We start from the raw sequence: 19,454 nt of genomic DNA on the forward strand, positions 1-19,454 counted from the left end.
CAATTATCAATAGATATTTTAATTAATCAACATATGAATAACAATGATTTAGCTTTTACCCCAGCCCTAGAATTAGCCAAGCTGATTCGTGGTCGGGAAGTATCACCCCTGGAATTAGTAGAATTATATTTAAACCGCATTGAGCAGTTTAACCCCCAACTAGGAAGTTATTTTACAGTCACAGCAGAACAAGCGATCGCAGATGCTCAGGCTAAAACAGAAATATTAACAACCACCTCAGAACTACCGCCATTTTTCGGTGTCCCCATTTCCATTAAAGACCTAAACGCCGTGGCTGGTGTACCCTGTACCTATGGGAGTCCTGCTTTATTACAAAACATCCCTAAGTACGATGATGGCGTAGTCACTCGCATTAAACAAGCTGGATTTATTATCCTGGGTAAAACCGCCACCTCAGAACTAGGTTCATTTCCTTACACCGAACCTACAGGATTTCCCCCAGCGAGAAACCCTTGGAATTTAGAATACACCCCCGGCGGTTCCAGTGGCGGTGCTGCTGCAGCGGTAGCAGCGGGGTTATGTGCTATAGCCCAAGGTTCCGACGGTGGCGGCTCTATTCGCGGTCCCGCGGCTTGCTGTGGTTTAGTGGGTATAAAACCATCAAGGGGTAGAGTCACCCATGCACCCGTAGGAAGTCCCGTAGCTGGACTTGGTACTAATGGACCGATCGCCCGGACGGTAGCAGATGCAGCCGCCCTTTTAGATGTCATGTCTGGTTATGTCACAGGTGATCCTTACTGGTTACCAGATCCTCAAACTTCCTTCCTCGCCGCTACCACAGAGAAACTCGGTAATTTACGCATCGCCTTTAGTACCAGTATCCACCCCCTGGGGCTAGCTGATGCTAACTGTCAGCAAGGGGTAATGCAAACAGTAGAATTATTAGCACAATTAGGTCATACTATAGAAGAGAAGTCCCTTGATTTGAGTGGGTTAGTAGAACCATTTCAAACTGTGTGGCAAGGTGCTGTCGCTGCATCAGGAATACCACCAGAAGCATTACAGCCGGTTAATCGCTTTCTCTTCTCCCGCATAGGTTCAGTGGGTGAGTATCTCCGGGCGGTTTCCCAAATGCAAATCCTAGCCAGGCAAATTGTGGCGTTTTTCGATACCGTAGATGTACTAGTATTGCCTGTATATTTACGTTCACCCATTCGGGTGGGGGAATGGGCTGATTTAACTCCAGAAGAGACATTCCAAAAAATTATCCACTGGGTAGCACCTTGTCCCGCTGCTAACGCCACGGGACAACCCGCTATAGCAATTCCTGTGGGTTTTGATGCTAACGGGTTACCTATGAGTGTACAGCTAGTTGGCAAACCCGCGGCGGAATCCACTTTAATTAGTCTAGCTGCGCAATTAGAAGCCGCCAACCCTTGGATTCAACATCGACCCAACTTGGTAACACAAGGTTAACATGCAGGCATCGTTAGCACAACTCTCAGAAATTATTGTGTTTGCAGGTTTAGAAACCGCAGACAAGTTAAAATTGCAATCTTTCACTCAGGTGCAAGGATACAGCAAAGGAGAGATGATTTTGCATGAGGGCGATCGATTACCAGAAAAATTGTATGCTGTAGTTAGTGGAGCTATTCAAGTCACCAAAACAGCAACCACAGGTAAGGAAACTATTTTAAGAGGACTAACCGCGGGGGAAATCTTCGCCGCTCCCGCACTTTTAGGGAATGGTATTTCACCTGCAAATGTGACAGCTGAATGCGATTGTGAAATTCTCACCGTTGAACGTGAGGCTTTACTACAAGCGATCCAAAATAATCCCGAAATTGCCTTACGTATGTTGGTGGTTTTTAACAATCGCATTCAACAATTACATGAAACAGTACATGGATTAGTTTCAGAAAAAGCAATTGTGCGCCTAGCGAGATTAATCCAATATTCTGCCGCTACATCAGGAACCGAAACCACTAGTCAAGGTCAAACTTTAAAAATTAAATTATCTTACTATCGTATAGCGCGTAGTATTGGTATTACCTATGAAGAATGCCTGCGGTTAATCAAAAGTTTAAACACAGTAGTTACCTATAGTCGGGGAGGTAAAATCATTATATTAGATGGTGGCAGATTAGAAGCGATCGCCTCTGGCAATATATATGAATAAAATCATAAGTGTTGAATGTTCAGAAAAAGGTGATAAAAATAGCCCAAAATATGGTAATTGTTGGGACAAAGAATAAAATAAATTAATTGATAATGATTGTAAATTAATTTCCCCTTTTACAAAAAAATCATATCAGCTAATTTATGAAACTGCTAAATTTAACCTCTCTCTCTCACGAGCAGCAACCACTAAAACTAAACAGAGTGCAGCCACAGCTTTTTGCCATTCTTGCTTAATTTGCTCATCTTCCACACCTGTAAACACTCCCACCAACCGAGGAATAGAAGCTTCTAAAGCCAGGCGCGGAACTGGACGATGTAACTCAACCAAATGCATTAAACTTTCTTGATTATTCACAAAAGCAATTACCCATTTAGTTGTATGGTCAGGACTATCAGGAACACGCTTAATACCTAACTCTTTTTTTAACCAATGGTAAAAAGGCGGTAATTCCTTGGCTAAAACCTGTCCGGCTGTAGGTAAAGTTTTTCTGAGCAAATTAGTATTTAAGCTATTGAGTGTTGCTCGCAGTTCGGGTGAGTTGAGAAATTCCACCAGGGATTTTGTCAATATAGATTCTAATTGCACTGGCGAAATATCTAACTGTTGGTTGAAGGTAGAAATTAAGGTTGACATTTGGGTAAATTCCTCTTCAAATTTCCCGGTAGTTTATACTACATGAAAGGATAATTAACTAGATGTAAGCTGAGGGTAAATATCAATTTAAATCACCCATAAACGCAGGGGCGCACAAAATAAAAAAAGTTAAATAAATCGAATTTGAGGATTTTATCTGGCAATTGAGCGCCCATAAAGTTATTATTTATCTAATACTTTGTCGGAAAGGGTGAGTAAAAAAGCTAAATTTTCTTCTGCTTTTAAAGCATGGGGTGCATGGCCAGGCATAAAAACAAAAACTCCCGGTTCAAGTGTAATTTCTTCCCCTGCTAAGTTTAGTAAACCTTTTCCTTCTAAAACATTAATACTAGCATTGCGAGTAGAAGTATGTTCAGAAATCTCTGTTGAGGCTGCTAAACAAAATAAGGTGTATTGACAATTTTTATCTTGAGTTATTACTTTGCTCAGAACCCCAGCACGGGGGTATTCAATTTGTTCTCGCAGTTGGGTAACTAAATATTCGGTAGATTTGGTTTGATTAGTCATTTTTCCGATGTTTTGAGGATATATGGCCATAAAGTAAGCGCAAAGTACACCAAGGAACAAAGGCACAAGGAAAGACTTTGAGAGAATTTCACCAACAAGTAATGCTGCTATTGAGCAACAGCACACAAAATGATATAGCCTAATTCCCGGCGGTATTTATGAAAGACATGACGCATTTCTAATACCCTTTGACGGATAGATGGCTGGGTGAATATATTCCATAAAATCCCCATGGTTTCCATAATTCCTTCATCTTGCAACATCTGCTGGAAGTTCAATAAATTCATTTTTCCAGTTTGATGTTTTTCTACTTGTAATCCTGCTGTTGCACAAGCTGTTATCCAGTTGTCTGCTGAAAGTGGTCTAGCATTAACGCGAATTACTTTGGATAATTCACTACCAATTATTTTTTCTTTGTTATCAGCTAATAATTCATGGGAGAGGAACTTACCTCCCGGTTTCAGTCGGTTGTGTATTCCCCTCAACAGCTTGGCTTTTCCGCTGGTAGACTGCATTGTGAGAATGGCTTCCGCTACAACATAATCAAACTTATTGGGGATGACATCCAAATGAAAAATATCACCCTCAATGATATCAATTTGATTTTCTAAGCCAGCTAGGCGAATGTTTTCCCGCGCCCGAATTACGCTATCAGGATTTTTTTCGATCCCCACTACTCTCACATGGTAGCGTTGCGCTAAGGATATAGCACTGTATCCAAAGCTAGAAGCTAACTCTAAAACTGTTTCACCCGGCTGAAAATTCCCCCATTCACATAATTTTTCTGTCCCTATTCGTCCGCCGGGACGCAGATATTTTTTACCTGCTGCGGCTAACACTTCGTGTCCGGAAGCGTTTGGGGATTTGAGGGTAGTTTTGGTCATCGGCGTAACCCTCCGAATTCATCATACCCCTAATCTGCCATAAATATTATGATCCTGTCTTTGAGGTAGCTCAAAGAAGAGATTTTTTACAAAAATAAAAGCAAGAATCCCACGCGCTTCTAGCCGTGGGAGTGTCAACAAATTTGATGCGTCAGTACCCCGCCATTAAGGCAAAGTACTCAAATATTTAACAGTGTGGAGGGCTGAAGCCCTCACTACAAAGCTTAATTACACTTTCTTTAACCAGCTAAACATGGCGCGTAAATCTTTACCAACTTCCTCAATGGGGTGTTCAGCTTCTTGGCGGCGCATAGCAGTAAATCCTGGTTTACCAGCTTGGTTTTCTAAGACAAATTCCCGCGCAAATTGCCCAGATTGAATTTCGCTGAGGATTTTCTTCATTTCCGCTTTGGTAGTTTCGTTCACTACCCTAGGGCCACGGGTGTAGTCGCCATACTCAGCAGTGTTAGAAATACTATCGCGCATTTGGGCTAGTCCGCCTTCCACAACTAAGTCAACAATTAGTTTCACTTCGTGGAGACATTCAAAATAAGCTAACTCTGGTTGATAACCAGCTTCAACTAAGGTTTCAAATCCAGCTTTAATTAAGGCGCTTAAACCACCACATAATACCGCTTGTTCACCAAACAAATCTGTTTCGGTTTCTTCCCGGAATGTAGTCTCTAAAATACCAGCTCGTGTACCACCAATACCTCTAGCATAAGCCATGGCGCGATCGCGTGCCTGACCGCTAGCATTTTGATAAACTGCAAACAGCGCCGGTACCCCTTGTCCTTGCTCATAAGTCCGGCGTACTAAATGTCCCGGTCCTTTGGGTGCCACCATCACCACGTCTACATTAGCAGGTGGGACGACTTGGCTAAAGTGAATATTAAAGCCATGGGCGAAGGCCAGAACATTACCAGCTTCTAGATTTGGTTCAATTTCGGTTTTGTAAACTGTCTTTTGGACTTCATCCGGTAATAAAATCATGATGAAATCAGCAGCTTTCGCAGCATCGGCTACAGATTTCACAGTTAAACCAGATGCTTCCGCTTTAGCTGCTGACTTACTACCCGGATATAGTCCCACAATCACATTCAAACCACTATCTTTTAGATTAAGGGCGTGGGCATGACCTTGGGAACCATAGCCAATAATGGCAATAGTTTTTCCAGCCAAAAGGTCTAAATTGGCATCTTCGTCATAATACATCCGGGCCATATGCATCTCCTGTCAGCAGCATTGTCATTAATTAGCAGGCTTTTGATTGTACCTTAAATTGAGTAACTACAGACAGATCAATTTATGGACCTGGATTATACGTTTATTTTCTAGGTTTACTCAGAGGATGTTTGATAAGTTTTCAACAGGTAATTTTTATCTTAGGGACAGGGAACACCGGAACAGGGAACAGGGAACACCGAAGGATTGGGGAAAACACAAAAAACAATCAAATCCAGTCCCCTCCCCTTACAAGGGGCTAGGGTGGGGTCAAGCAATAGTTGATACACTAATCATGACTTGACAAACATCCCCTGAGCGATCGCCCCACTATCCCTGAAATTTCCATCACAATGCATTTCACCCCAGGGACACCCAAAATGGTTGATAGCCAAAAACTGTTGAGAAACTAAACCTACTCCGTAAAACTCCTACCCACCTAGTTATTCGCGAATAATTCCTATATGGATCTAATTGCTTTTAGAGCAAAATTCTGATTTAATAGAAATTAATCTCAAGTAGTTCCCAAAGCATAATTAAAACTTATTGTCAATAATATCAACTAAAAAAAACAGCATTACCGCAAAATCAGTCATCTTTGCATCCAATTGGTAGGAGAGGCACAATTGTTCTCTCAAGTAGCCATAGCAGTTGATTGTTTGATCAAAATCTGTAATAGTTCCGATTTAGGGAAAGCATGAAACGTCGCCAATTTATTTATTTAGGAATAGCAACTGCTAGCGCTGGATTAGTAGTTGCTTGCAATGGGAATTCTGATCAAACCGCCACACAGTTAGAATCAGAACTAGTAATTTACTCAGGACGCAACGAAAAACTCATCGGTGAATTAATCAAGCAGTTTGAACAACAAACTAACGCTAAAATTCAAGTCCGTTATGGTGATACGGCTGAATTAGCATCAGCAATTTTGGAAGAAGGTACAAATAGTCCCGCAGATGTATTTTTTGGTCAAGATGCAGGCGCTCTCGGAGCGCTACAGAAAGCCGGTAGAGCCGTAAAATTACCCGACTCCCTCCTGAATCAGGTCGATAGTGCTTACCGTTCTCCAGAGGGTAAATGGGTAGGTGTTACGGGTCGAGTCCGTACAGTAGATTACAATACTAAATTAGTCAAACCAGAGGAATTACCATCCTCAATTTTTGGCTTTACTGACCCGAAATGGAAAGGGAAAATCGCCTGGGCACCTACCAATGGTTCGTTTCAATCCTTTGTCACTGGGTTACGGGTTGCCGAGGGTGACGAGAAAGCAAAAGAATGGTTAAAAGGTATTAAAGCTAACCAGCCAAAAGTGTATCCTAACAACACATCAATAGTTGAAGCTTTAAGTCGTGGTGAAATAGCTGTAGGACTTGTTAACCATTACTATTTGGAACGAATTAAACAAGATAATCCTCAAGTTCCAGTCGCACATCATTTCACTCAAGATGTTGGGTCTTTAGTCAATGTCGCCGGCGTAGCGATTGTCAATACTGCCAAGCATCCTAATATAGCTCAAAGGTTTACAGAATTTTTGCTCAGTCAAGATGCTCAAAACTATTTTGCTAATCAAACTTATGAGTATCCTCTGGTTTCTGGAATTTCTCCCCAAGGGAATTTGAAATCACTCACTGAAATTCGCCAACAAAATCAAAAAATTGATTTGAGTAACCTCAATGATTTGGAGAAAACACTACAAATCATGCAGGAAGTAGCAGTCATTTAAGCCGATCTGGCTCTTGGTTAGCTCACACCAGCAGAACCTGCTGACAAAAAAGTTGAGAATTCTTCTTGCTTACTAGGACTACTTAATGATAATACTTATAAGTAGTCAAATCTATTGAAAAATATTTCTGTTAAGGAAAAATCGAGGGTAAAAAATTGAAAACTTTCTCATTAAAGCAAGTTTCAGCCGGAGCTTTAGCTTTCATGCTCACTTGGGGAATTGGTCTGAGTGTAAATGCACAGACAAAAACTATCACTATCTATTCAGGTAGAGGAGAAAAACTGATTTCGCCCTTACTCGAACAAGCCGAAAAAGACCTGGGTATGAATATCCAAGTGCGTTATGGTGATACTGCGGAGTTGGCTATTGCTCTTGTAGAAGAGGGTAAAAATACCCGTGCTGACTTATTTTTTGCTCAAGATGCAGGTGCTTTAGGCGCGTTAGAAAGACGCAAGCTAACTACAACCATTTCGCCTGACCTACTCAACCAAGTAGATCCGCGCTTTCGTTCTCCCCGGGGAAATTGGATGGGTATTTCTGGACGGCCGTGTATTAAACTATAATACGAATCGCGTCCGACAAAGTGAACTACCAAAGTCCATCTGGGACTTAACCAGACCACAATGGCGCGGTAAGGTAGGATGGGCTCCAACTAACGGTTCATTCCAATCATTTGTTACCGCCATGCGCACCCTGGAAGGAGAACCCAGAACTCTGGAATGGCTACGAGCTATGAGAGCTAATGGCACAAAAGTTTACCGCAACAATACTACAATTGTCGAAGCCATAGGACGCGGAGAAGCTGATATCGGTCTCACGAATCATTACTACTTAGCTAACTTCAAAAAAACTAATCCTAATTTCCCTGTGGCGACTCACTACACTAATAAAGACCCAGGATCGATGATTAACATCGCAGGTGTCGCAATTATGGGATCCACCAAGCAAAAATCAGACGTAGAAAGATTTATTGGCTACCTACTCAAACCAAGTTCACAAACATACTTTGCTACACAAACAAATGAATATCCTTTAGTCAAAGGAGTAGCAGGGCCAGCAAATCAAGTACCATTAAGTCAGATTCAGGGCCAAATATTAACCTCACTAATTTACAAGATTTAGAAGGAACCTTAGAATTGCTACAAGAGGCAGGAGTTTTGTAAAAATTGAAATCATCGGTTCGCCCTCCATTATTTCTCATATTAGCGGCAGCAGTTGTAGCAGTAGCCATTACGCTGCCGTTAGTATATTTAGTGATTCGCGCAGTTGGTATTGGTGGGGATGAGTTTTGGGCATTAATCACTCGTCCCCGTAATATTGATGTATTCTTACAGAGTGCTGCTATGGCGGCAACAGTGACTGTATTTTCTGCACTGATTGCTGTCCCATTAGCTTTTTTAACAGTGCGGACAGACTTACCAGGACGGAAATTTTGGGTAGTGGCCACTACATTACCCTTAGCAGTTCCTAGCTATGTGGGCAGTTTTGCTTTGATTGCCACCTTAGCACCCAGAGGCAGTTTTTTACAAATATTACTAGAACCTTTGGGAGTAGAAGAGTTACCTTCTATTTATGGTTTTCCCGGTGCGGTTTTAGCAATTACTTTGTTTACTTACCCTTACTTACTCCTGAGTGTACGTTCAGGACTACAAGGTATAGACCCTTCTATAGAAGAAGCCGGGCGCAGTCTGGGTTATGGTAGTCACGAAACCTTTTTTAAGGTGGTTCTACCTCAACTGAAACCATCAATAATTGCCGGGGGGTTATTAGTAGCTTTGTATGCGCTGCGAGATTTCGGTACACCCTCTTTAATGCAGTTTGACTCCTTTACAAGGGTAATTTTCATGCAATACAAAGCTAGCTTTAACCGCAACACAGCCGCAGTGTTATCTTTAATGTTGGTAACACTGGTACTGTTGATTTTATGGCTAGAGTATCGCATGCGATCGCGCGCTGCATATTACACTCGCGGATCCGCCTCCCTGCGTCCCCCCAAAATTGTCAAATTAGGAATTTGGAAATGGCCAGCTCTGGGCTTTTGCCTACTGATCACTAGCTTCGGTGTAGTGTTACCAGTAGGTATCACCTTATTTTGGCTAATTCGCGGGATCAACAGCGGTTACAACTTCCCCAACTTGTTACCCAGTATCCTCAACTCAGTTTTAGCAGCTGGATTAGGTGCGATCGCTGCTACAATATTTGCCTTACCTGTAGCCATCCTATCAGTCAGATTCCCCACCAAAATCAGCGCCATCATTGAACGCTGCTCATACATCAGTTTTGGCATACCAGGAATTGTCATCGCTTTATCATTAGTCTTTTTTGGGGCTAACTACTTACCCTGGCTATATCAAACATTACCAATGCTGGTATTTGCCTATTTAGTCTTATTTCTGCCCCAATCAATGGGAGGAATACGCACTAGTCTTTTACAAATAAATCCCCAGCTAGAAGAATCAGCACGCAGCCTAGGTAGAACTCCTTGGGAAACCCTAAAAGAAGTCACCCTTCCCCTAGTCAAACCAGGTTTAATCAGTGGTGCAGTACTAGTATTTCTCACCGCCATCAAAGAATTACCCGCCACAATGTTACTAGCACCCATAGGCTTTAACACCCTAGCCACACAAATTTGGCAAGCCACAGAAAACGTAGCTTTTGCCGATGCGGCCGCCGCCTCCCTCACCATGCTGCTAGTTTCCATGGGTTCAACCTTATTAGTACTATCTCAAGAAAACGTTAAAGAAGACAAAGTCATACCTAACCCCAAAACACAACCCAAATTTTAATTTCCTCATCGCTTTATTTCTTATCTACCATGCAACAAGCAATTGTCCAACTAGAAAATATCACCAAGCAGTTTTCCCCAAATGTCCCTCCCGCCGTCAATAACGTCTCCTTAACCCTCCAACAAGGAGATATATTAGGATTACTCGGCCCCTCTGGTTGCGGTAAAACTACCCTGTTGCGCATGATTGCCGGCTTTGAGAAGCTGCAATCGGGAACAATTAAAATTGGCGGTAAAATAGTTGGTAACGGTTCTGTTTCTGTTCCCCCCGAACACCGCGACATCGGTATTGTCTTTCAAGACTACGCACTGTTTCCCCACTTAACCGTCGCCGAAAATGTCGCCTTTGGCTTAAAACATTCCACACCACAGCAAATACAAAAACGTATCAGCCAAGTCATTGAACTAGTCAACCTGCAAGGCTTAGAAAAACGTTACCCTTACGAACTCTCAGGCGGACAGCAGCAACGAGTCGCCCTGCCCGCGCCTTAGCACCCCAACCTCAACTCATGCTGTTAGATGAACCCTTAAGCAACCTAGATATACAAGTGCGGTTGCGCTTGCGCGAAGAAATCCGAGACATCCTCAAAGCCGCAGGTACATCAGCCATATTTGTTACCCATGACCAAGAAGAAGCGCTAGCAATTTCCGATTTAGTCGGTGTCATGAGACAAGGAAACTTAGAACAAATAGGCACACCAGAAGAAATTTACACTCATCCTGCATCCAGGTTTGTCGCTGAATTTGTCACCCAGGCTAACTTCCTTCCCGCCCGCCGTCAAGGTAATATTTGGGAAACCGAAGTAGGTAATTTTGAATTACCAGTTAACCTCAGCAACGATACCGGCGAAATCATGATCCGTCAGGAAGGCTTAAGATTAGAACCAGCCACTGATTCGGCTGTATTTATTCACAGCCGCAGATTTTTAGGCCGAGAGTATCTCTATTGTTTAAAAACCGCCTCTGGCAAAGAAATTCATGCTCGCACCATCGCTGATATTCCCCTACCCATCGGCGCACGGGTGCAATTATCTGTCCCAAATGATACTGTTCAGGTCTTCACACCATAGATTTTCACCCCTTAAAGATTTATAGTTAGGGTTACTGCCCTACTTTTATCTAATTAGTTCTTTAAGATTTGATTTCAAACCTTGACATTCAGACCGCCTTACCTGAACTTTCTAGAAACAGAACTACAACTACCTCAAACAAATAAAACTCAACATTTAGTCATTGATTTATTTGCCGGTTGTGGTGGGTTAGCCCTGGGCTTTGAAGCTACAGGTTTTCCAACAATTGGTTACGAAATTTTAGCAGATGCCTGCGCGACATATCAACATAATCTGCCGAGTGTCTGTCATCAGCTTAATTTAACACCATTATCTGATTTAATTGAGAAAGCTACAGTTATAATTGGCGGTCCCCCTTGTCAACCCTTTAGCGTCAGTGGTCATCAATTAGGCTTAAAAGATAGTCGTGACGGCTTCCCAACTTTTCTTGCTGCTGTTGAGCGTTATCGTCCTCAACTAGCTTTGTTTGAAAATGTCAGGGGAATGCTATTTCGTAATCAGAAATATTTTGCAGAAATTGTTTTAGCCTTAAAAAAACTTGATTACATAGTTGAATGGGAAATTTTAAACGCCGCCCACTATGGTGTACCTCAAAAACGAGAGAGACTGTTTTGTGTAGCACATAAAGGCGGGTGGGAGTGGCCCGAAAAAACACATTTATATTCACCTTACACTGCTGGGGAAGCCTTGGGAGAATTAGCATATTTAGCACCACCTAATTCTAAATTTCTGACTCCTAGCATGGATGAATATATTAAAAAGTATGAGATAGCTTCTAAATGCATCAATCCTAGAGATATTCATTTGGATTCCCCTGTCAGAACAGTCACTTGTAGAAATTTATCCAGTCCAACCGGTGATATGTTACGCATACGTTTACCAGATGGACGCAGAAGAAGGCTGACAGTTCGTGAAGGCGCGCGTCTACAAAGTTTCCCTGATTGGTTTCAATTTCAAGGTTCCCAAAACAATCAGTTTAACCAGATTGGTAATGCTGTACCTCCTTTATTAGCAAAGGCTTTAGCGAATTCTGTACAAACTTATTTGCACAGGAATCAATACTCTTATCATCTTCACAGCTTCATTTATTAAATTCTAAAACCTTGCTTTTACCAGGATTCATTAACCCATAAGGATCAACCATTTCCTTAAACTTTAACTGCTCAGGGTCAATCACCTTTCTCCCCCCATCTTCAATAATATATGTGTGGGGATTAGCAATAGATACCCCCTTGGCTTCGTGATAGCGAATAATTTCATTTAGGCGTTCTTCTGTGGTGTAACGCACCAGCTGTAAAGCACCTGGAATTACCCTCCCATTCACTCGGAAAAATTCTAAATGCATCATCACTTCATCACCAAAGTAATGATACATATGCTCTACCAGTTCCAAATTAGGATCTGGCGGAAACATACTTTGTAAGTAGGTAATTGAATTATCTATACTCCGGGCGTGAAGGGTGGTGTGATTCCAAGTAAATTCCCCCAAATTCAGACTTTTTTCTGCAACTGGTTTTTTATAGGTAATCTGTCCACCATATTGCTGCACTAAACCGGGTAATAATTCTAAACTTGGTTCCGCCAACATTAACAAGACTGAGTGACTACCTTGGGAAATATACTCTTGTAGTGAGTGAAAGTATTCGGGAATGGGCGCTGCAAACACCGCAATTAATTTTTTAATCATCCCATCCGCATTACCCAAGGCTTGCCCAAACCTCCCAGCTGCCATAAAATCGTTAAAAGTAACAATCACTTCCGCCCAAGGGTAAGCAGGCCCTAAGGGAATTTCCGCCTCAGTAATAATGCCATTGATACCCCAGACATGAGTTACTTTACTGACATCATCACCTCGTAATTCCATGACACGGGGCTGGTCTTCTAAGGTTACCACTCGCAGAGCTAAAATATTACCGCGATCGCCTAACAACCCATATTGTATTGACCCAATCCCCCCACTTCCACCAGCAATAAACCCAGCAATAGTCGCTGTGCGGTATGTCGAGGGTGCCATCCGGATTTCCCAGCCTATTTCCCTAGCTTTTTTATCTATAGCCGCCAACTTTACCCCAGCTTCTACCCGTGCTACCCCCGGTTTTACCCAAGGTATCCCCTGCATCTGCGACATATCTAAAATTACGCCCCCATGTAAAGGCACACATTGCCCATAATTACCAGTTCCCGCACCTCTCACAGTTATAGGTATTTGGTATTCTACACAAGCCCGGGCAACTTTTATTACCTCTTTTTCATTGCTGGGACGCACAACCACATCCCCGACTTTTCCTTGTAGCTTTGGTATTAGAACTGGGCTAAAGGTGTGATAATCCTGAGATAATTTGGCCACGTGGCTAGGTTCGGTAATAATTTCTAGACCTGAGAGAGAGTTAACCAGAGTATCTAATATTTTTGTCATAGTTTATATATCCTTTTGCCTTGTCGTATTTTTGACACACTTAACCCCCAATGCTATATTAACCCTGCGTCCCTTTGTCTTTTAACCTACTTATTTTACGCATCACCACTGATAAACTCACAGCAACTCAGGGGATGAATTGCTGTTCATATCTACCAAACACAGAATTGACTCTTGTGGCAGATGGTTGATATGCCAAGAATGGGTTACCATGCCGACCAGAACCGGCTAACCGTCCGCGCTAGCATCTCCACAAAAAAAGGTAAATTATACTTATAGATTTGTAATAATTATAACTCAAAAATAGAAACATTGAAAAAAAAGTTCAACACTTTTGAAATCACTCTGCATAATCTGAGTAAATTTCCTTAAAATCTATCAAGTGAGAGCGCGAGGCTACTAAGATTGGACGACAACTATCAAACTTACCTAAACCGGGTAGCAAGAATGACGCTACCAGAAGCTTACAGATCCCAAATTCAGCATATTCAGGAATCTGGTAAGTTTCATTTACATTCTGGACTCAGACAACCTACACCTTTTCCTGGGTATTCACTCATTACCCCACCGGGTGACGAAGATGCGAAAAACTCTACCTTCTATACAAAATTACAATCTTACCAGCAGGAACTTTTACAGCTACCTGTCAATAGTGATTTGATTGTCCCCGTACCCCCTACTAGCTTTCATTTGACTTTAGCTGACTTGATTTGGGACAGTGCTTATCTTCATACCTGCGAAAAAAACCCGGAATTTGAACAAGAGTTACGTTCCTGTTGTGCTGAAATCTTGCAGCAATATCAACAATCCATCACAAACCGAACCCCTCCGATTCAATGGCAAATGCTCGGGCTGATAGTCATGTCCGAGAGCCATAGGTGTTTGTTTAGTCCCTCAAGACCAACGTTGTTATGAGCAGATTATTCAATTTCGCCGCCAAATCTATCAAAATCCCAACTTAATGGCTTTGGGTGTTGAACAGCATTATCACCTGACAGCCCACATTACATTGGGCTATTTTGGCGACATTTCCTCAGATTTAGACCGTACAAATTTCACCACTATGCTGTCTGAATTGAATCAGCAATGGCTGGAAAGTTCTCCAGAATTTTTCATCCACTCTGTGGAACTACGAAAATTCGATGACATGACCCACTATTATCGTCAACCAGACTGGCCGAGCTTAAATTTTTAGATTTAACCAAGACCTGGACGGCTAAAAGCCGTCCGTTGGTCTTCCCCATTCCCCGCCTCAACCAATCAATTCATCAATCAAACCACACCAGACATCCTCTGAGACTTCCCTTGATCTCAATTGCAGATAATTGGGCTGAACATTACTTCAAGCCTAATTTCACACCCTATCTGAAATCTTGCTGGTTCAGCTTGTATTTAATTATGTTCATACTCAATTGAGATAGCTAAAGCCCATTTATACTTACGACTTGAGTTGTTTAAATTACAGTCTTACTAATTGATTGTTCCCAAAGTAAGTACGTAAAATATCCAGACCAGGAATGTAAAATTAATGGCTCTCAACTGCTTTCTGACGCTATCTTTATTAGACTATAAAGGGGATATCAAGTGATCAGAATTTTATTGGATGCTGATTTAATACTAGAAGCTTTGATGAATCGCCAAGAATTTACAGAAGATATTAGACAATTATTAGACCAAGTAAATCCAGCTATTCAGATGTACCTGACAAATCTCGGCGCGCAAAAAATTTCTGCCTATGCCAGATGCTTAAACGGTAGTAATATTGCTGAGATGATATTATATTGGTTACAGGAAAAAATTGCACTCTCTCAGGTTAACCCGCACATTCTCCAAAAGGCACGTTCATTACCCCTGAGGGATTTTGAATCTGCTGTAGAGTTATGCTGTGCTAAGTATTGGCAATTAGATGCAATTGTCACTCATAAACAAGAAGATTTTATATTGTCTACAAATAACTTGTGGGTTTGGTCAATAGCAGACTTGCGCTTACGTGCAAACCTAGAAAATCAGCTACAAGCCACTAGATTTAACATCTCCCATCCTTGAGAGAGAGTCGATTCTCAACAGTTGTAATCTTCCTCAGTAAACCCGGCTTTAAGTGGTATCGTTCTCTATAACTTGTTGTCATATCTTGTTTATATAGCATTTCCCATGCTCGTGAGGTACAATTTTTTTTAGTTTGAGGGAACACACCGAACACGGTATGGCTAACGCCACGCTATCGCTATCGACTTCGCTCACCGACCCCACAAAAAACAATCAAATCCATTCCCCTCCCCTTACAAGGGGAGGGCTAGGGAGGGGTAAAACAATAGTTGATACACTAATCATGACTTGACAAACATCCTCTCGCGTTTCCCCGGCTACCTCAAAGCTCAGGTTTGTCACCCTGCCGTATTATATTGATAGTTAACTTACCTCCCCCGTGGGAAAATCAAACCCGATTCCCATAGGACGTTTACAAATGCTAAACTACTTCCATAGCGGTAAAGCTCATATATAAAAGGCGAAGTAGGTAAGCGTGGACAACTCCTGTAAGCCAGGCTTTGCCACTGCCTTTCAAAGACATCTAGAAACCCGGTGGCAAAAATCCTAAATCCTATACAAATGTGGGAGTCTTAGCACCAGTTTCCTTAAATGTCGCATCAAACGCTGTCCGGCGGTCGGTGTACCCTTTTAGATGCGGTAAGTTCTACCATGTCAGCCTCTGGAGTGGACGTGTAACTAATTGTAACTTATTTGCTTAAAACAAGCAAATCTCATTAACTCACGCTACACTAAAAGTAGTTGATTTAATGAGGTTTTGATGCAACATATCACTCCCAAGGAAGCAGCTAAAATCCTTGGTGTCCATGTCTCCAGTCTCAGGAGATGGGAAAACGAAGGTAAGCTTAAAGCAATCCGTACACCAGGCGGTCAAAGGCGGTTCATCCTCGAAGAAGTCGAAAAAATCGGCGGAATACCCCGGACAATTAAAACTATTTGTTATGGACGAGTATCGACTCATTCCCAGCAAGATGATTTGCAACGACAACTTGAACACTTACGCACAAGATACCCAGAGGCTGAAATTATTTCAGAAGTTGGCAGCGGACTCAATTTTAAACGGAAAAAATTCCTCGCCATTCTGGAAAGAATCATCGACGGCGATATCCAACGTATTGTCGTTCCCCACCCTGACCGACTTGTCCGATTCGGATTTGAATTGGTTAGGTGGTTATGCACAAAATTTGAGTGCGAACTCGTGGTTCTCAATGACCGCCAGCTCAGTCCAGAGCAGGAACTTGTACAAGATATGCTGTCGATCATCCACTGTTTCTCTAGCAGGTTATACGGGCTTAGAAAATACAAGTCAATCATCAAAGAAGACTTACAAAAAGAAATCGCGTCACAAGAAATCGACAAAGCAGCCACCGAACAGTGTATTGAAAATCAGGCTATTTCCTAGTAAAGAATTACATCGAGTCTGGAAGCGTTGGCTTGCCGCTTATCGTTATTACTTCAATCAATGTATCAGTTATCTTCACAATAATTATGATACTCAAGTCAGGGTAATTATTGATCAGAAAACTAGCACAGAAAAAGAAGTCAAGATATCTGCTGAGGAGTTAGATAAAATAGCTCAAACAATGAATTTACCCGAATGGGTGAAAACCTTACCAGGCCATCAACGTCAAGAAGCTTGTTTTGAGGCATTTGATGCCTTTAAACAAGCTCGTAGTCAAGGTGGTAATGCGAAGTTTAAAAGCTGTAAAGCCACAAGCCAAGCTATTCAATTTAAGGTGGGCAATTTCAAGAATGGTACTTGGTATCCGCGCACAACCAAAGGTTTAGGTTTTACCACAATTGGTCAAACTATTCCTGAGCAATGCGAATATGGCACAGAGCTTGTTTACCGTCGTGGTAAGTGGTTTGGTTGCTTTCCTCAACACAAAGAAACCGTACCTACTGGTAGTGATAGGGTAATAGCATTAGACCCCGGTAATCGCACTTTCTTAACTGGTTTTGATGGCGAGAATGTCTTAGAGATTGCAACGGGAGACATCGGACGCATACAAAGATTGTGTCAGCACCTTGATAATCTCATCAGCCGTTCTACCAAAACAAGATGCCGTCAACGTAGAAAGATGCGTATTGCTGCTAATCGTGTCAGAGAAAGAATTGAGAATTTAATTAAGGATTTGCATAACAAAACTGTTAACTTGCTTGTTAATTGCTACAAAGTAATTTACTTACCAACCTTTGATTCTAGTCAAATGGTGATTAAAAAACGTAGTGGCAAGAAACGCAGAATAAACAGTAAGTCTGTAAGGCAAATGTTGACTCTTTCCCATTACAAATTTGAGCAACATCTTAAGCAAGCTGCACAAAGAAAAGGTGTAATAGTCGTGCTTTGTAACGAATCATATACATCAAAAACGTGCGGTAACTGCGGTCATGTTCATTATAAACTAGGTGGAAACAAAGTTTTTAAATGTTCACATTGCGGAATTCAGGTCTATCGTGATGTGAATGGCGCACGCAATATTTTATTGCGTGCTTTGCAAGCAACTGCCTTTACCGTGACCCATGATTCTATCGTGCTTTCTGACAAGTCAGAATTGACGGATGCCGTAGTTAATCTAGTTTAATCGCTTTGATTAGCTTAAAAGTTGCACAAACCCCTTAGTAGTCATACTAAGACCACCTTAAAACAGTGACTAAACACCGAAGATGATATATGGTTTTGAACTGCTCAGGCAACAGATTTACTCTGGTTTTGGTCAGCTTCTGCCGCAATTGTATAGCTTTGGCTAGGTTTTACAGAACCGCCGATAGGTTAGCGGCTCCCATAAACCTTACTCAGCTTTCAATCACAAAGGTCTGTTTTTTGTATACTCTAGGTAACTGAATTCGTTACGACTGTCGAACGATCAATTAAATCAACTTATTAGGAGAGATAATGACCCAAATCATAGTGGGTGAAAATGAAGCTATCGAGTCAGCTTTACGTCGGTTTAAGCGAGAAGTGTCTAAAGCAGGTATTTTTCCAGATATGAGGAAGCATCGTCACTTTGAAACCCCTCTGGAAAAACGCAAGCGCAAAGAAATTGCCAAACACAGGCAAAGTAAGAGACGTTTCCGCAATTAACCTCTTTTGGCGAGTTTCCCATCCGCCTATAGCATGGGAATAGATAGCCAGTCCTACCCAGCAAAGGGTGGGACAATATTCTTTTCCATCAAAGCCCCCAGAGACTATCTGAGGGCTTTGCTTATGAGCTTTCCGGTGTCAGGTAACGGGTAAACCACTCACGCGCCAACTGTGCTACTGCTGCCAATGTCCCCGGTTCTTCAAACAAATGGGAGGCTCTGGGAATAATTTCTAACTGCTTTTGTATACGTAATTGTTCCAGTGCATCCTGATTCATCTCGATCACTGGCCTATCGTATCCACCAACAATCAGCAATGTTGGTGCCTGGACATCAGGTAACGCCGAACCGGCTAAATCAGGTCTCCCGCCGCGAGAAACTACAGCTTTCACAGACTCAGGGCGTTTGGCCGCAGCTACCAGAGCCGCACCGCCCCCTGTACTCGCTCCAAAGTAACCTATTTGCAGGTGATGAGTTTCTGGGTGCTGTGTTAGCCAATCGGTGGTATCAACTAGTCGCGATGCCAATAATTCAATATCAAAGCGCAAATGTCTGGTTATCAGGTCAATTTTTTCCTCTTCATGAGTTAGTAAGTCAATTAGCAGCGTTCCTAGTCCAGCCTGTTGTAAAACCCCAGCAACATATCGATTACGGGGACTATGGCGACTGCTACCACTACCATGAGCAAATACTACTATACCTGTGGCTCCATCAGGAATCACCAAATTTCCCTCTAAGTTTACTTCACCTGCTGCCACTGATACTAAATGTTGGTTCTGTGTAAATGTGTTATCCACTGACAAACCTCCTTTGATGGTTTGTTGCCTATTTATATTTGATATTTTTTTGGTATTTTATACTTCTGCTATGAGGCAGTTTGTCAAAATCAACCCCTAGTCCATAAAGCGGTAAAATAAA

17 protein-coding genes and 2 pseudogenes are annotated in these 19,454 nt (G+C 42.0%); 13 read left to right on the forward strand and 6 right to left on the reverse strand.

All coding sequences use genetic code 11. The features are described 5' to 3' along the window. Positions 1-33: 33 nt before the first annotated feature. Together AC6IZ0_RS07780 and AC6IZ0_RS07785 are read left to right on the forward strand one after the other, a co-directional pair. Complete coding sequence (locus AC6IZ0_RS07780; protein WP_497725688.1) at positions 34-1,437, forward strand: amidase; 1,404 nt, start codon at positions 34-36, stop codon at positions 1,435-1,437. Position 1,438: 1 nt separating this feature from the next. Beyond that, entirely contained in the window at positions 1,439-2,140 is a 702-nt protein-coding gene (locus AC6IZ0_RS07785) for a Crp/Fnr family transcriptional regulator (RefSeq protein WP_497725689.1), read from the forward strand. Positions 2,141-2,281: 141 nt separating this feature from the next. Here the strand turns inward: AC6IZ0_RS07785 and AC6IZ0_RS07790 are convergent, their stop codons facing one another. From AC6IZ0_RS07790 to ilvC, 4 genes are all read right to left on the reverse strand, one after another. Further along, the gene (locus tag AC6IZ0_RS07790) at positions 2,282-2,776 is read right to left on the reverse strand and encodes a hypothetical protein (RefSeq protein ID WP_497725690.1); all 495 of its coding nucleotides are present in this window, start codon (positions 2,774-2,776) and stop codon (positions 2,282-2,284) included. 183 nt (positions 2,777-2,959) lie between these two features. Beyond that, positions 2,960-3,304, reverse strand: coding sequence for a cupin domain-containing protein (locus tag AC6IZ0_RS07795; protein WP_497725691.1), 345 nt, complete (start codon positions 3,302-3,304; stop codon positions 2,960-2,962). Between the two features lie 107 nt (positions 3,305-3,411). Continuing rightward, complete coding sequence (locus AC6IZ0_RS07800) at positions 3,412-4,188, reverse strand: SAM-dependent methyltransferase (RefSeq protein WP_497725692.1); 777 nt, start codon at positions 4,186-4,188, stop codon at positions 3,412-3,414. 228 nt (positions 4,189-4,416) lie between these two features. Beyond that, entirely contained in the window at positions 4,417-5,412 is a 996-nt protein-coding gene (gene ilvC / locus AC6IZ0_RS07805) for a ketol-acid reductoisomerase (RefSeq protein ID WP_497725694.1), read from the reverse strand. 697 nt (positions 5,413-6,109) lie between these two features. Here ilvC and AC6IZ0_RS07810 point away from each other — a divergent pair. The 6 genes and pseudogenes from AC6IZ0_RS07810 to AC6IZ0_RS07835 all read left to right on the forward strand — a co-directional run bounded on the left by AC6IZ0_RS07810 (position 6,110) and on the right by AC6IZ0_RS07835 (position 12,082). Then, entirely contained in the window at positions 6,110-7,135 is a 1,026-nt protein-coding gene (locus AC6IZ0_RS07810; protein ID WP_497725695.1) for an iron ABC transporter substrate-binding protein, read from the forward strand. Between the two features lie 203 nt (positions 7,136-7,338). After that, positions 7,339-8,298 (forward strand): annotated as a pseudogene (locus tag AC6IZ0_RS07815) (iron ABC transporter substrate-binding protein). Positions 8,299-8,301: 3 nt separating this feature from the next. Then, on the forward strand, positions 8,302-9,921 hold the full coding sequence (locus tag AC6IZ0_RS07820) for an ABC transporter permease (protein WP_497725696.1): 1,620 nt from the start codon (positions 8,302-8,304) through the stop codon (positions 9,919-9,921). 29 nt (positions 9,922-9,950) lie between these two features. After that, on the forward strand, positions 9,951-10,412 hold the full coding sequence (locus AC6IZ0_RS07825) for an ABC transporter ATP-binding protein (RefSeq protein WP_497725698.1): 462 nt from the start codon (positions 9,951-9,953) through the stop codon (positions 10,410-10,412). A 17-nt stretch (positions 10,413-10,429) separates the two neighbouring features. Then, the gene (locus AC6IZ0_RS07830; RefSeq protein WP_497725699.1) at positions 10,430-10,990 is read left to right on the forward strand and encodes an ABC transporter ATP-binding protein; all 561 of its coding nucleotides are present in this window, start codon (positions 10,430-10,432) and stop codon (positions 10,988-10,990) included. An 81-nt stretch (positions 10,991-11,071) separates the two neighbouring features. Next, positions 11,072-12,082, forward strand: a complete 1,011-nt coding sequence (locus tag AC6IZ0_RS07835) for a DNA cytosine methyltransferase (protein WP_497725700.1) — start codon at positions 11,072-11,074, stop codon at positions 12,080-12,082. On the opposite strand, the gene AC6IZ0_RS07840 is transcribed toward AC6IZ0_RS07835, so the two are convergent. Beyond that, positions 12,072-13,406 (reverse strand): FAD-binding oxidoreductase, encoded by a 1,335-nt coding sequence (locus AC6IZ0_RS07840; protein ID WP_497725701.1) that lies wholly within the window; start codon positions 13,404-13,406, stop codon positions 12,072-12,074. The two genes, AC6IZ0_RS07835 and AC6IZ0_RS07840, sit on opposite strands and share 11 nt — an antisense overlap. Positions 13,407-13,811: 405 nt before the next feature. On the opposite strand from AC6IZ0_RS07840, the pseudogene AC6IZ0_RS07845 reads away from it, so the two are divergent. The 5 genes and pseudogenes from AC6IZ0_RS07845 to rpsU all read left to right on the forward strand — a co-directional run bounded on the left by AC6IZ0_RS07845 (position 13,812) and on the right by rpsU (position 18,537). Continuing rightward, a pseudogene (locus AC6IZ0_RS07845) lies at positions 13,812-14,601 on the forward strand (DUF1868 domain-containing protein). A 389-nt stretch (positions 14,602-14,990) separates the two neighbouring features. Continuing rightward, complete coding sequence (locus AC6IZ0_RS07850) at positions 14,991-15,452, forward strand: PIN domain-containing protein (RefSeq protein WP_271732517.1); 462 nt, start codon at positions 14,991-14,993, stop codon at positions 15,450-15,452. Between the two features lie 757 nt (positions 15,453-16,209). Beyond that, positions 16,210-16,854 carry an IS607 family transposase gene (locus tag AC6IZ0_RS07855; RefSeq protein WP_497725702.1) on the forward strand — a complete coding sequence of 215 codons (645 nt, stop codon included), beginning with the start codon at positions 16,210-16,212 and terminating at the stop codon, positions 16,852-16,854. After that, positions 16,832-18,037, forward strand: a complete 1,206-nt coding sequence (locus AC6IZ0_RS07860) for an RNA-guided endonuclease InsQ/TnpB family protein (protein WP_497725703.1) — start codon at positions 16,832-16,834, stop codon at positions 18,035-18,037. Before AC6IZ0_RS07855 ends, AC6IZ0_RS07860 begins: the two co-directional genes overlap by 23 nt. Positions 18,038-18,348: 311 nt before the next feature. After that, positions 18,349-18,537, forward strand: a complete 189-nt coding sequence (gene rpsU / locus AC6IZ0_RS07865; RefSeq protein WP_017803988.1) for a 30S ribosomal protein S21 — start codon at positions 18,349-18,351, stop codon at positions 18,535-18,537. A gap of 121 nt (positions 18,538-18,658) precedes the next feature. On the opposite strand, the gene AC6IZ0_RS07870 is transcribed toward rpsU, so the two are convergent. Beyond that, positions 18,659-19,333: a dienelactone hydrolase family protein gene (locus AC6IZ0_RS07870; RefSeq protein ID WP_497725704.1), complete on the reverse strand. Its 675-nt coding sequence runs from the start codon at positions 19,331-19,333 to the stop codon at positions 18,659-18,661. Positions 19,334-19,454 lie beyond the last annotated feature (121 nt).

The organism is Anabaenopsis sp. NIES-4685, from assembly GCF_059725405.1.

Coding starts and splice junctions, on each gene's coding strand:
- AC6IZ0_RS07780 (WP_497725688.1), top strand. CDS start 34: ATGAATAACAATGATTTAGCTTTTACCCCAGCCCTAGAATTAGCCAAG.
- AC6IZ0_RS07785 (WP_497725689.1), top strand. CDS start 1,439: ATGCAGGCATCGTTAGCACAACTCTCAGAAATTATTGTGTTTGCAGGT.
- AC6IZ0_RS07790 (WP_497725690.1), bottom strand. CDS start 2,776: ATGTCAACCTTAATTTCTACCTTCAACCAACAGTTAGATATTTCGCCA.
- AC6IZ0_RS07795 (WP_497725691.1), bottom strand. CDS start 3,304: ATGACTAATCAAACCAAATCTACCGAATATTTAGTTACCCAACTGCGA.
- AC6IZ0_RS07800 (WP_497725692.1), bottom strand. CDS start 4,188: ATGACCAAAACTACCCTCAAATCCCCAAACGCTTCCGGACACGAAGTG.
- ilvC (WP_497725694.1), bottom strand. CDS start 5,412: ATGGCCCGGATGTATTATGACGAAGATGCCAATTTAGACCTTTTGGCT.
- AC6IZ0_RS07810 (WP_497725695.1), top strand. CDS start 6,110: ATGAAACGTCGCCAATTTATTTATTTAGGAATAGCAACTGCTAGCGCT.
- AC6IZ0_RS07825 (WP_497725698.1), top strand. CDS start 9,951: ATGCAACAAGCAATTGTCCAACTAGAAAATATCACCAAGCAGTTTTCC.
- AC6IZ0_RS07830 (WP_497725699.1), top strand. CDS start 10,430: ATGCTGTTAGATGAACCCTTAAGCAACCTAGATATACAAGTGCGGTTG.
- AC6IZ0_RS07840 (WP_497725701.1), bottom strand. CDS start 13,406: ATGACAAAAATATTAGATACTCTGGTTAACTCTCTCTCAGGTCTAGAA.
- rpsU (WP_017803988.1), top strand. CDS start 18,349: ATGACCCAAATCATAGTGGGTGAAAATGAAGCTATCGAGTCAGCTTTA.